A 13123-nucleotide genomic window follows, 5' to 3' on the forward strand; every position below is an offset into this window, starting at 1 on the left:
GGAAGAATAAGAATTATTTTCTGTTATTTCGTTTCATGTACAAGTCCCCATAATTCATCTTGGATAAATAACGATCTGACATGGCTTTTACGATAAAGTAAACGATTAAAACAGAAACAACTTTGTCTGCAACCTCTGTGATAAAGCTAGAAGAGAAGACTGCGGACCATAATTCCTGTCCTGACGCTAAGAAAGCTGCAGTAATAAGGGATGAAGTATTTCCTGTTACTCCACCAAAGACAAACACCGTGATAGGTGCTGAAACAATAACTGCTATAAAAGTAATAATGATTCCAGAAATAATTGTTTTTGGTACACTTTTGAAAAAACCGTATTTAGAAAGGTAACCTGCACCAACCCCAATTGCTATAGAAGTTAATGCGTAAGGAAAATAAACAGGATTAAAAATACCGTTAATTAAATTTGTAATAAGTCCTGTAAGTAGAGCAACCCAAGGGCCTGCAATAACCCCAACTATAATTGTGCCAATCGTATCTAAGAATATTGGTAAGCGAAGTACATTAGCTAACTGAAATCCTACTAGGTTCACTGCTACTGCAATCGGAATTAACAGCATTGCCATCATATTAAAATCATCTTTAAAGCTGCGTTTCATGAATTTTCCCCCTTTGCTTTTTTTAGCCGATTTGTCGGCTCATTGTTTGAACGGCACTCAGAAATTGTTCAACAAACTTCTCTCTATGAACCGTATGTAATACTTTCACATTATGCGGAAGCCCAGTTCGTTGTGCATAATCTACAACAGTTGTTCCGGCTGTCAACTTGCCTTCTAGCTCGATTGCCACATAACAGTCATCGCCTTCAAATAATTCAGGTGTTAATACATAAGACACTGCGCATAGATCATGTAAACGTATATGACTTTCAAAACCCTCCTCATGAAATGCTGTCTGTTTAGCTGTGTGTACATAAAAACGAAGCATCTGAACAACCTTATGTGCAAAATCAGTACCAATTGCTTCGATTTGGTTTAATTCTTCTTTTGTAACGTATGCTTTATGGGTTACGTCTAATCCGCTCATGATGATTGGAATGCCAGAACGAAAGACAATGTCTGCAGCGTGTGGATCGACATATACGTTAAATTCTGAAGTAGGAGTCATATTTCCACCTACTGCAGCCCCACCCATATAAGAGATATATTTAATTTTTGATTTTACTTCTGGGTGCGCCAGTAGAAGGGCACCGACATTTGTCAAAGGTCCTGTCGCAATGAGTACGATTTGTTCGTCACTAGATAAGAGTGTTTCTTTCATTGCTTCTATTGCGGTTCTATTACTTAATTGGATAGTTGGTTCTGGAAAATGGACATCCCCAAGTCCATTGTCTCCATGTACTTCATCGGCGATTTCAAGCTGACGGAAAAAAGGATTATCTAAACCTCTAGCAATCTCGATATCTTTTTTCATATAACTAGTAAAAGCAAGTGCGTTGTGAATTGTTTTTGCTTGTGTTTGGTTTCCTGGTTCTGTTGTGATGAGTCTGATGTCTAGTTCGGGATGAGCAAAGGCGAGTGTTAGCGCCATTACGTCATCTATTCCTGGATCACAATCGATAATTACTGGTACTGTCATGTGTTTACACCTCATTGTAATTTTTTTGTGCTTTCTCTGATTATTAAAGTAGGTTCAAATATTACACCTTCCGAAATCTCACCTTCTATTTTGTTAATAAGTAGGTCTATTGCTTTTCTTCCCATTTCATAAGTATCTTGTCTAACCGTAGTTAACTTTGGGATTAATGCGGTTACTAATGGAATATCATCAAAACCAACGATGGATAGTTGATCAGGTATTTGAATTCCCATTTCATGTGCAGCTTGGTAGATTCCACAGGCCATTAAGTCATTACTAGCAAAAATAGCGGTCACCGTATTATCCCGTAGAAACTTTTTTGCTACACGATAAGCAGTATCCATTTGAAAGTCGCCAACTAAAATGGAGGATGCAGGAAGATCTACAGTAGCTTCCTTTAGAGCTCGTTGAAACCCAGAAAGTCTTTGTTTGGAATTTTGAATTTCTCTTGGTCCCGTCATACAGGCAATTTGAAAGTGACCTAAATCTGTCAGGTGTTTCCCTGCTAGGTAACCACCTTTTTCATTGTCTAAAAAGACACCTGAATAATCGGTTCCATCTTCTCCACGGTCAAATAGTACATAAGGAATTTTGCCATTTTGTAACTGATTTTTACTAGTCTTTGATAAACGATCCTTACTAGAAAGTAATATGCCATCTACTTGTTGTTCTTTTAACAAGCGTATATAATTTTCTTCTTTCCCGGATTGATCGTCTGAATTACAAATAATGAGACTATATTGCCTATTGTTTGCTTCATCTTCTGCACCCCTACAAAGTTCAGGAAAGTAGGGATTGGTAATATTTGGGACTATTAATCCGAGCATATTGGAGCGTTTTGTTACTAAACCACGAGCTAACTTATTTGGTTGGTAATTTAGCTCTTTCATTACTTTCAGGACTTTCTCCCGAGTTTTTTGGGTCATTCCATCTTCCTTATTGTTTAATACTCGTGAAACTGTTGTGATTGAAACACCTGCCTCCCTAGCTATATCCTTGATTGTTAACTTTTCCATCTATAATCACCTGTTCCTACTTGTTAGGAAAACGTTTTACGAAAACGTTTTCTCTAATTGTTATTCAGAATATTGCAAACGGTTTCATTTGTCAATTGAATTTTCGAAAATATTAAAATAAAACAATCTATTGTATTAGATAAAGGCAGTTTCTAATGATAGAAATAGTATCTTAGCATAATAAAAAATAGATCAAAATCAAGAGTACATTATGAAAGGGGAGTTCCGTTGTAACGATGACTTACTTAGGGAATGCAATAATGTAGGGGAATGCAAATAAGCTATCTCCGGAAATTTTTTCACGGAAATAGCTTTAGAGTATGCAAATTCTTTTCTTTTTTATTATATTCTTTCCTCTAATTATTTTACTAGATTTCTATTTTGATCTTCTTCCAGTGCAGATTGCGCTAGCTTTTTTATCGTCATATCATCCATTGGTGGATTATGTAATCCAGCTCGAACGTCTCGGTAATAGCGCTGTAATGGATTTGTTCGTTGCAAACTTTTTGCTCCTACTAGGCGCATTGCTTTATCAACAATTGTGATAGCTGAGTTGGTTACGATATGCTTTGCAACGGAGATTTCATTAGATATAAGATCTCGTGAGGATACATTGTCATATGCGGAAGCGGCTCCGTAAATAACAAATCGTGCTTTCGTAAGCTCCAAATCAATTTCACCGATTAGCTGTTGGACGTTTGGTAGCTGAGCAATTGTTCCATTTAAACTATTAGGAGAATGCGTGTTGGCAAAATGAACAGCATAATCACGAGCTGCTTGTGCCACACCTAAATAAGTAGCAGGAATATGGAGTAACCAGCCGTTCACTTTACCGCCACTTACTAATTCAGGAAGCTCCACTAAATCAGTCTCATGCACGACTACATTTGTAAGTACTAGATCATTACTACTTGTGCCGCGCATAGAAATAACATCCCATGTTTCTTCTATGGAAACTCCTTCTATATCACGGTGAATAAGAAAAAATCCAACTTTTTCTTTTTCTTCAATCCATGCAGAAGTTAAAAAGTAAGTGAGTACTGGAGAAGCTGTCGTGAAAATTTTACGTCCATTCAGTACCCAAGTGTCCCCATTTTTTACAGCTGTAGTTCCTGGACGTCCACCACGTGTTGGGCTTCCCATTTGTGCTTCGCTAACAGATCGGTTTATGAGCGCGCCATTCAAAATTTCTTTAGAAAAGAAATCCAACTTTTCTTTAGTCCAAAGCTTTTTCTCAAAAAGGTCACCGACTACACCCAAGCTCCAGCCAATTGATAATGCAGTGTTTGCATCATAGCTTGCTAACGTCTCTTGTAGAAGCACCATATCATACACAGAAAGTCCCTCGCCGCCAAATTCTTTAGGCAATGTTATGCTCGTATAACCAAGCTTCCTTAAATCTTCTATATTTTCTTTTGGGAAAATGGAAAGTTCGTCAATTTCAGCTGCTTTACTTGTGAAATTTTCTTCTAATCTTGCCAAATTATTGAGCCAATCTTGTTGTTTCTTATTTTGCACAAACAACCTTTTCATAATTGCTAATCTCCTTTTAAATTTAATCCTATTTATGTATGTATTAAACTTATCGATTACATTGAAATGAGTCTACCTTTATCAGAAAAAGAAGTCAATTATAATACTTATTATTTTAGTAGGATTTATATGATATGTGAAACCTTTTGCAGATATTACCTCGCATTTTCACCTAATTTTCTATAAATCTCTCACTTTTTAGTCGAAAAATGTTTTTAAAAAGAGCCATAGGGTAGTAGTAATACAGAGGATTAGTAGCAAATAAAGAGGAGGAACCAGCTTGGATAAAAAAGTGAATGCAAACAGCAAAAATGAACAATTAGAACAGTTTCGTGTGGATGATAAAGACAAAGCAATGACTACGAATCAAGGTCTAAAAGTTTCAGAGGATGAATTTTCTTTAAAAAACGGTGAACGAGGTCCTACTCTCTTAGAGGATTTTCATTTTCGTGAAAAAATGACCCATTTTGACCATGAACGTATTCCGGAACGAGTAGTACATGCACGAGGATATGCTGCTCATGGAGAATTTGAATTATATGAATCAATGCAAGCTTATACAAAAGCGAAATTCTTGCAAAGCCCAGGAACGAAAACACCGGTTTTTGTAAGGTTTTCAACCGTAATGGGTTCACGTGGATCTGGGGAGCTCGCACGTGATGCACGTGGATTTGCGACAAAGTTTTATACGGAAGAAGGTAACTACGATTTAGTAGGAAATAATATTCCCGTTTTTTTCATACAAGATGGTATTAAGTTTCCAGATTTAGTCCATGCAATGAAACCAGAGCCACACAATGAAATTCCACAAGCTGCAACCGCACATGATACTTTTTGGGACTTCATAGCTAACAATCAAGAATCTGCCCATATGATCATGTGGGCAATGTCTGATCGGGCAATTCCAAGGAGCTTTCGAATGATGGAAGGATTCGGGGTTAATACTTTCCGATTCGTTAATGCAGAAGGTAAGTCTCATTTTGTAAAGTTTCATTGGAAGCCTGTTTTAGGCGTACACTCAGTTGTTTGGGATGAAGCACAAAAATTAAATGGTAAAAATCCTGATTTCCATAGACAGGACTTATACGAGGCTATAGCAGGCGGAAATTTTCCGGAGTTTGAATTAGGTGTTCAAATGATTGAGGAAAAAGATGAATTTCAATTTGATTTTGATATTTTAGACGCTACGAAACTATGGCCAGAGGAAGAAGTCCCAGTAAAAATTATTGGAAAAATGACATTGAATAGAAATGTAGACAATGTTTTTGCTGAAACGGAACAAGTGGCATTTCATCCAGGAAACGTAGTCCCAGGTATTGATTTTTCAAATGATCCACTACTACAGGGCAGATTGTTCTCTTATACAGACACACAGCTAATTCGACTTGGAGGTCCAAACTTCCATGAGCTACCGATCAACCGACCAGTGTGCCCATTCCATAACAATCAACGAGATGGATATGGCAGACAAACGATAAATGTTGGACAAGTCAGCTACCACAAAAACTCACTTGCGGGTAATACACCGACTCCGGTTAGTGAGGAAGAAGGTGGTTATGTACATTATCAGGAGAAAGTCGATGGTCACAAGGTTCGTGCCCGAAGCGAAAGCTTTAAGGATCATTTCTCCCAAGCGACAATGTTCTGGAACAGTATGAGTAATCCCGAGAAGCTGCATATTATCAATGCCTTCAGTTTCGAGCTTGGGAAATGTAAGGAAAAGAGCGTGCGCGAGCAAGTTGTAGAAATGCTTTTGAATATAGATGTAGATTTAGCAAATAAGGTAGCTAAAAACTTAGGTATTACTGTGCAGGCTACTAATACACCAACTAATAGCAAGGTCTCTCCAGCATTAAGCCAATTAAATTCAGCTAAGAAACCAGATACACGCAAAATTGCTGTACTCGTTTCGGAAGGATTTGATGGAGAACTGATCGCTATGTTAGATGCCCTAAAGGCGAAAGGGACAATGATTGAGACAGTAAGTGATCATCTAGGGGCGATTAAAGGTGCTGACGGAACCTTATTGGAAGCAAACCATACGTTCTCTACTGCAGATTCCGTATTATTTGACGCAGTGTATGTTGTAAGCCCACAAGGTACAACACCGACATATCAAAAAGAAGCCGCGTATTTTGTGAAAGAAGCATATGCTCATTTCAAGCCGATTGCTGCTTCGTTTCATGGAGACCAATTGCTGGATGAGCTCGGGTTTACAGGGCAAGCCGGTGTAGTAACAAAAGAGACAGGAAACAGCTTTGTAGAAAGTTTTACTAATGCAATTGCTGAGCATCGTTTTTGGAATAGAGTAGTATAAAATAGTTAAAAGGGATGCCCCTTCACGCAGGGGCATCCCTTTTACTTAGTTTTTGAGAGTCGTGGCCATATAAAGTAAGAAATGGAGATGACAAAGTCAATTCCAAGAATCAGTCCCCAAAGTTTTAATGTTCCCCATAAAACCTCAGATTTTGAGGTGTCATCCATGATGTAAATTAAAATGAGTAATATGATTCCCCCAATGATGTAAGCAAGTAAATGCTGAAAAGATCCTTTTAATGACTCTCGTGCAAACTCCATTCCCGTTTTACGTACAGGTTTAGTGCCTTCTTTTTGAACATAATATCGAAACCGTACATCTGCCCAGCGAATCATGCTCTTTCCAAAGGCAATCGAAGAACCGAGATAGACAGCTGCGATAGCATGTGCAAGCGTTGCAGTTGCCCCGTTATATAAATCTATAGATGTAATTGCAAGTAAAATTAGATCGATCACTGGCGTTAATGCAAGAAAAAATAAACCAAGACGTTCTTTTTTTAATATATATCTAGTTATGAGGCCTAGTAAAATAACTACCCAAAAGCCAACTTCACAAGCGATTATCGTCCATGCAATAAAATTCAAAACAACACCCCTTTCAAGGAAAAATTGCTATTTATTAAGTTTTTCAAAAACAGTCATCCTACTTCAGGCTCTAGTAAAGAGGTCAACTTCTTAAACATTAAAAAGTCCTCATTCGAAAAATCATCTAGCTTAGTTAAAAGCTTCTCATACTCCACTGAGTCCAATTTTTTGTGATATTCATAAACTATTTTTCCCTTTTCCGATAGTTCGAGGATGACTTCTCGATTATCTTTAGGGTTTTTATTTTTAATAATCATCCCTTTTTTGGTTAATTTATCTACCATTTGAGAGATTGCACCTTTTGTTTTTTTAGTGAGTTCTGTAAGTTCTGTGGAAGTGGTTTGTATTTTGTTCCCAATCAGATTAATTGTATGTGCTTCTACCATATAAAGTTCATCTTCCGTACCGTACTTCCTAGGCACGCTTTCATACGAAGCAATTTTCCTAGAAATCTCATAAAGTGATTCCATTAGTTCACTGAACACTTCTTCTCTAGACATTTTTTCCCCTCCCCAAGATTTTCGAAATTACCCTGTAACGTATTATGGCTATTGTAACATGAGAGTAATTTAACAAGTAGGTTAGATACGACAAAAATAAATTATCTGATTAGTTAAAAAATATAATTGACGTTATATTGTTTAGGTGCTAAACTACTTTTAAGTCAGTGACTGTTAGCAATATTAGGATAAGAAAGGGGTAATTGAAGTGAGATATAACTTTGATGAAATCGTAAACCGAAGAGGAACTTACTCTCTTAAATGGGATGGAGGCGAAATGATTAAGGAAATGGGATTGACTGAAAGATACGATGAGAAAACAATTCCTTTATTCACTGCAGACATGGATCTACCGGTACCACAACCCTTAATAGATGCCCTGCACAAAACGGTTGATCATAAAATATTTGGTTACTCTGTACTCCCAAATAAGTATTATGAATCGATTCAGCATTGGTTCAAAAAGAGACATGACTGGGAGATAAAAAAAGAGGAAATCGTTTATAGTCCAGGCACTGTTCATGCTTTAAATGTTGCTGTGAAAGCGTTTACTAATCCAGGGGATGGTGTTATCATTCAACGTCCAGTGTATCCGCCGTTTACTTCAGCGATAGAGGGAAATGGAAGAAAAGTTGTGAATAACGCGTTAAAATGCGACGAGGAAGGTTATTATTCCATTGATTTTAAGGATTTTGAAGCGAAAGCAAAGGAAGAAAATACGAAGCTATTCATCTTATGTAACCCTCATAATCCAGCAGGAAGAGTTTTTAATAGAGAAGAGCTTCAAAAACTTTCTGTTATATGTGCAGAAAATAATGTGTTAATAATCGCAGACGAGATTCATGGAGATTTAATGAGACGTGATCAAACATTTCTACCAATAGCAAAAGTAGTTGAGGATGTAGGTCATATTATTACATGTACCGCTATTAACAAAACATTTAACGTAGCAGGGCTTCATTGTACTAATGTGATTATTTCAAATCCAGAGCTTCGAAACACATTTAGTGAAGTAATGGGCTTTCAACTTGCATCGCCATTTACGATAGCTGCACTTATAGCGGTATATAACGAGGGAGAAGATTGGTTAGAGCAATTGAAAGAGTATATCGATGAGACAATCGAGTGGGTAGTCAATTTCTTAGCTGAAAAAATGCCGCAAGTAAAAGTGAGAATTCCAGAAGGTACGTATGTTATGTGGATGGACTTTAGCTCTTACGGACTTTCGCCGAAAGAAGTGCATGATCGAATTTACAATAGGGCTAATGTACTTCTAGAGGATGGAAGTATGTTCGGAGAAGAAGGTTTATCGTATCAAAGAATTTGTCTTCCGTCGCCAAGGTCAGTTATTAAAGAAGCATTTGAAAGAATTGCAAAGGAATTTGAGGATGTTCATGTAGATGTGAGAGTGAAAAGTGTAATCTCTTAAAATACAAAGTTAAAACTATAAAATGCAGCTTTCACAAAGGGGTGTAATATATGGCGAATCAAGAGGCAAATTTAAAGAAGGTACTAGGTCTAGGAGATGTAATGAGTATCGGTGCAGGACAAATTATCGGTGCTGGAGTCATGGCGTTAACAGGTATTGCAATAGGAATGACAGGTAGCGGGGTAACTTTAGCGTTTGTTATTTCTTCAGTCTTTACGTTATTTATGGTGTTACCAATAGCTGTTATGGGTCAGCTATTCCAACAACAGGGGGATTATATAGGTATACTAGCAGACTTTTATCTCCTAAAATAGGATTCTTTTGGCTAACGTTATTTATACTTGCGCAACTTACACTTGCGATGTATTCCATATCATTTGCAGAATACGTTCAAGGCTTGGTTCCGTCTGCTCCACTTAAGTTAGTGGCATTTACACTTCTTACTGTGTTTTTTATAGCGAATCTGGTAGGAGTAAAATTTGCAGCACTTGTAGAAAAATTTATGGTAATTATTTTGCTTCTCGCATTAATAGTTTTTGTTGTATGGGGTATGCCAGAAGTAAATTATGCTGTTTTTAATACGGGAGAAATGTTCTCGGGTGGATTTGTAGGATTCTTTATGGCGGTAGGTTTACTTTCATTTGCTACAGGCGGTGCACAAGTTGTAGCGGAGCTTGGTGGAGAAATGAAGAACCCAGGAAGAGATATACCGTTAACCATTATTGTAACTACATTGGCTATAGGGTTGTTATACGCATTTATGGCTACTATTGCAGTAGGTGTATTACCTATTGCGGATGTCGCTAATATGCCTTTAACAGATGTTGCAAGAACAATACTCCCAGGGCCACTATTCATTTTCTTTATGGTTGGTGGAGCTATGTTTGCACTAGCAACGACCTTAAATGCGACGCTTTCATGGGTTACGAAAGGGATAATGATTGCATGTGAAGATGGATGGTTACCAAAATCATTAGGAAAAGTGAATAAAAGATTTGGGACACCACACTGGTTGTTAACTCTATTTTATATTATTGGTGTTATACCAATAGTTACTGGGTTATCCCTTGGATTAATATCCGCATTAGGCACCGGAGTTTTTCTACTTTCCAATATTATTCCTGTATTTGCAGCAACTAAATTACCGAAGAAATATCCAGAACTTTATAAAAGGGCGCCATTTAAATTATCGCCTCTGGTTTTAAATACAATTGTATATATCGGAGTAGCTTTGTTATTATTCCAAGGATATTTATTAATGTCTTCCCTCTCTTACAAGATTATTATTGGAGCAGTCGTTTATATGGCTGCGGCAGCGATTTATGTAACTATTGTTGGAAATAGTCCGAAGTATGGACTTAATAAAACGCTTCATTTTGAAAACGCTTCGGACAGTAATGTTGGAAATGATTCGAATGTTAAGCTAGAGACAGCTGCAACTTTAGGAGAAGCTATTCCAATAGCAAAGCCTAATACACAACTGGATTAATAATGTATGATTTGCAAATCTAAATAATGGAGGCTATAAAATGACAATGGATAGTTTATATGTAAAATCTAATGCTAAACGATTAACAGAATTAGGAAAGCACGCTCCAGATACATTTAAAGCATTTGTAGCATTCGACCAATTAGCTTTAGCAGAAGGACTTATTCCAAAAAGAACGAAGGAATTAATTGCTATTGCAGTTGCTCATGTGACAGGCTGCCCTTACTGTATCGAAGCTCATGTAACTGCAGCAAAAAAATTAGAAGCATCTAAAGAAGAGATACTAGAAGCGGTGATGGTTGCTACTGCATTAAAAGCTGGTTCCGCACTCGCTCATGGATTGAATGGACTAAATGCGTTTGACGGTACACACGATGATGAACTTTACAAAAGATCGAATATGGTAAGATTTAAAGAATTGGGTGGAGCCAACCCAGACGCTTTCAAAGCATTCAATAAATTTGATATGGAAGCGATGAAACCTGGATTAATAAGTCAAAAAGATAAAGAACTAATGGCTATTGCCGTGGCACATGTAACAGGTTGTGCGTACTGCATTGAAGCGCATACGCAAAAAGCAAAACAATTAGGCATCTCTTTAGAAGAAATCACAGAATCTATTTTTGTAGCAACAGCTTTAAAGGCAGGATCGGCCTTGGCTCATAGTGTAAATGCTTTAAATGCATATGAAGGGTGAAAATAATTCGTCTGGAAAAAGCTCTGTCCTTCTGTGTTAGTTGTAAAATTCGTTTTAATTGGAAATCGTAACTTTTGTAGTGATTTCGTTGTTGACTATTTAAAACTTTTTGCATATACTAAACAAAATAATTTATGAAGCGTTAACAAGCGAAGAAAAGGACATGAATCATTATCATTTCTTATTAGAGAATAGGGTCAACGGCTGAGAGCCCTTAAGAAAAACGAATGATTTACCACCTTGGAGCTATTGCGGGGAAAGCAAAAGCAAACTATGCGATTATCCACAATCGGGAAAACCGTTATCTATTTATGAGCGCAATACAATTCTTTGTGTTGCAAAATTAGGGTGGAACCACGACCACACTCGTCCCTTTACCGGGGGATGGGTGTGTTTTTTTTGTATTCAAAATTAAATAATTTGGCTGAGAAAAGGACATGAATCATTATCATTTCTTATTAGAGAATAGGGTCATAGGCTGGGAGCCCTTAAGAAAAACGAATGATTTACCACCTTGGAGCTATTGTGGGGAAAGCAACTTTGCAATTATCCACAATCGGGAGAACCGTTATCTTTTTATGAGCGTAGTACAATTTTTAGTGCTACAAAATTAGGGTGGAACCACGACCACACTCGTCCCTTACCAGGGATGGGTGTGGTCTTTTTTTATTTCATTTTTAAAATTAGGAGGAATTTACATGTCAATTAAAGCAAAAGAAAGAATAAGTCATCAGAAGTTAGGTCAACAATTGGAGCTATTTATGTCCAGTGAAGAGGCACCAGGTATGCCGTTTTATTTACCAAAGGGAATGGTATTACGAAATGAACTGGAGAACCTTTGGAAAGTAAAGCACCAACGAGCGGGTTACCAGGAGATTAAAACACCTATCATGATGAAGCAAGAGCTTTGGGAGCAGTCAGGCCACTGGGATCATTATCATGAAAATATGTATTTTGCTAATGTGGATGAACAAAAGTATGCGATAAAACCGATGAGTTGTCCGGGGGCAGTACTTATCTTCAACAGCAAAAAGAGAAGTTACAGAGAACTTCCGATTCGCTACGCTGAGCTCGGGTTAGTTCACCGTCACGAGTTATCAGGTTCCTTAAATGGACTTTTACGAGTTCGAGCATTTACACAAGATGATGCCCATTTATTCGTACGAGAAGATCAAATAGAAATGGAAATCGAGAAAGTGCTCGATTTGGTGGATGAATTTTATTCTGAGTTTGGTTTTAGTTATAAAATCGAATTGTCAACTCGTCCGGAAGATTTTATGGGTTCTGTTGAAGCTTGGGACCAAGCAGAAGATGCGCTTGAAGCAGTGTTAAAGAAAAAACAAGTAGCATATCAAGTAAATGAGGGAGATGGAGCATTCTATGGTCCGAAAATCGATTTTCATATTTTAGATTCTCTTGGCCGCAGCTGGCAATGTGGAACAGTACAACTTGATTTCCAAATGCCAGAAAAATTTGACTGCAAGTATATCGATGAGGACAATCAGCTTAGACAACCAATAATGATTCACCGTGCAATTTATGGTTCTATCGAGCGCTTTATAGCTATTCTTCTAGAGCATTTTCAAGGTAGCTTTCCACTTTGGTTAGCACCTGTTCAAGTGAAGATTTTACCAATAGCAGACGCTCATGTTTCATATGCAGAAGATGTGAAGCAACAACTTGAACAAGAAGGTTACCGTGTGGAAATCGATGATCGTGTGGAAAAAATAGGACTAAAAATCCGAGAAGCGGCCTTACAAAAACATCCATATATGCTTATTGTGGGTGATCAAGAAATAGAGGATGGCAAGCTCTCCGTAAGAAAGCATAAAGTTGGAGTTATTGGTGAAATGAGTATGGATGAATTGCTGGAGCAATTAAAAAGCGAGTGATAACTGCATAACAAACCCTTCCTACAAAGGATTTTCGACTATTCTTCACGAATAAATCTTGTAGGAGGGGA

The 13123-nt window shown here is 37.4% G+C and carries 12 protein-coding genes and 1 other annotated feature; of the genes, 6 read left to right on the plus strand and 6 right to left on the minus strand.

The window, feature by feature from the left end; all coding sequences use genetic code 11:
* Positions 1-13 precede the first annotated feature (13 nt).
* From OR571_RS01645 to OR571_RS01660, 4 genes are all read right to left on the minus strand, one after another.
* Positions 14-616 carry an ECF transporter S component gene (locus OR571_RS01645; RefSeq protein WP_142539282.1) on the minus strand — a complete coding sequence of 201 codons (603 nt, stop codon included), beginning with the start codon at positions 614-616 and terminating at the stop codon, positions 14-16.
* 22 nt (positions 617-638) lie between these two features.
* On the minus strand, positions 639-1595 hold the full coding sequence (locus OR571_RS01650; RefSeq protein WP_282241130.1) for a nucleoside hydrolase: 957 nt from the start codon (positions 1593-1595) through the stop codon (positions 639-641).
* 11 nt (positions 1596-1606) lie between these two features.
* Positions 1607-2611, minus strand: coding sequence for a LacI family DNA-binding transcriptional regulator (locus OR571_RS01655; protein ID WP_282241131.1), 1005 nt, complete (start codon positions 2609-2611; stop codon positions 1607-1609).
* Positions 2612-2971: 360 nt separating this feature from the next.
* Positions 2972-4144 (minus strand): acyl-CoA dehydrogenase family protein, encoded by a 1173-nt coding sequence (locus OR571_RS01660; protein WP_282241132.1) that lies wholly within the window; start codon positions 4142-4144, stop codon positions 2972-2974.
* A 280-nt stretch (positions 4145-4424) separates the two neighbouring features.
* Here OR571_RS01660 and OR571_RS01665 point away from each other — a divergent pair, with 280 nt between their 5' ends.
* Positions 4425-6461, plus strand: coding sequence for a catalase (locus tag OR571_RS01665; RefSeq protein WP_282241133.1), 2037 nt, complete (start codon positions 4425-4427; stop codon positions 6459-6461).
* A 41-nt stretch (positions 6462-6502) separates the two neighbouring features.
* On the opposite strand, the gene OR571_RS01670 is transcribed toward OR571_RS01665, so the two are convergent.
* Both OR571_RS01670 and OR571_RS01675 read right to left on the minus strand, forming a co-directional pair.
* Complete coding sequence (locus tag OR571_RS01670; protein WP_282241134.1) at positions 6503-7045, minus strand: hypothetical protein; 543 nt, start codon at positions 7043-7045, stop codon at positions 6503-6505.
* A 53-nt stretch (positions 7046-7098) separates the two neighbouring features.
* Complete coding sequence (locus OR571_RS01675; protein ID WP_282241135.1) at positions 7099-7545, minus strand: MarR family winged helix-turn-helix transcriptional regulator; 447 nt, start codon at positions 7543-7545, stop codon at positions 7099-7101.
* A gap of 208 nt (positions 7546-7753) precedes the next feature.
* Here OR571_RS01675 and OR571_RS01680 point away from each other — a divergent pair, with 208 nt between their 5' ends.
* The 5 genes from OR571_RS01680 (at position 7754) to thrS (ending at position 13052) form a co-directional block, all read left to right on the plus strand.
* On the plus strand, positions 7754-8974 hold the full coding sequence (locus OR571_RS01680) for a MalY/PatB family protein (RefSeq protein ID WP_282241136.1): 1221 nt from the start codon (positions 7754-7756) through the stop codon (positions 8972-8974).
* A 50-nt stretch (positions 8975-9024) separates the two neighbouring features.
* Complete coding sequence (locus tag OR571_RS01685; RefSeq protein WP_282241137.1) at positions 9025-9288, plus strand: hypothetical protein; 264 nt, start codon at positions 9025-9027, stop codon at positions 9286-9288.
* A complete protein-coding gene (locus OR571_RS01690; protein WP_282241484.1) occupies positions 9231-10463 on the plus strand; it encodes an APC family permease in 1233 nt (410 codons plus the stop codon). The genes OR571_RS01685 and OR571_RS01690 overlap by 58 nt, the downstream gene beginning before the upstream one ends.
* Positions 10464-10503: 40 nt before the next feature.
* Complete coding sequence (locus OR571_RS01695) at positions 10504-11160, plus strand: carboxymuconolactone decarboxylase family protein (RefSeq protein ID WP_282241138.1); 657 nt, start codon at positions 10504-10506, stop codon at positions 11158-11160.
* 417 nt (positions 11161-11577) lie between these two features.
* Positions 11578-11804: a binding site (T-box leader), on the plus strand.
* 54 nt (positions 11805-11858) lie between these two features.
* Complete coding sequence (gene thrS, locus OR571_RS01700) at positions 11859-13052, plus strand: threonine--tRNA ligase (protein ID WP_282241139.1); 1194 nt, start codon at positions 11859-11861, stop codon at positions 13050-13052.
* The last annotated feature ends 71 nt before the right edge of the window (positions 13053-13123 follow it).

Source organism: Psychrobacillus sp. NEAU-3TGS, from assembly GCF_029955155.1.
Taxonomy (GTDB): Bacteria; Bacillota; Bacilli; order Bacillales_A; family Planococcaceae; genus Psychrobacillus.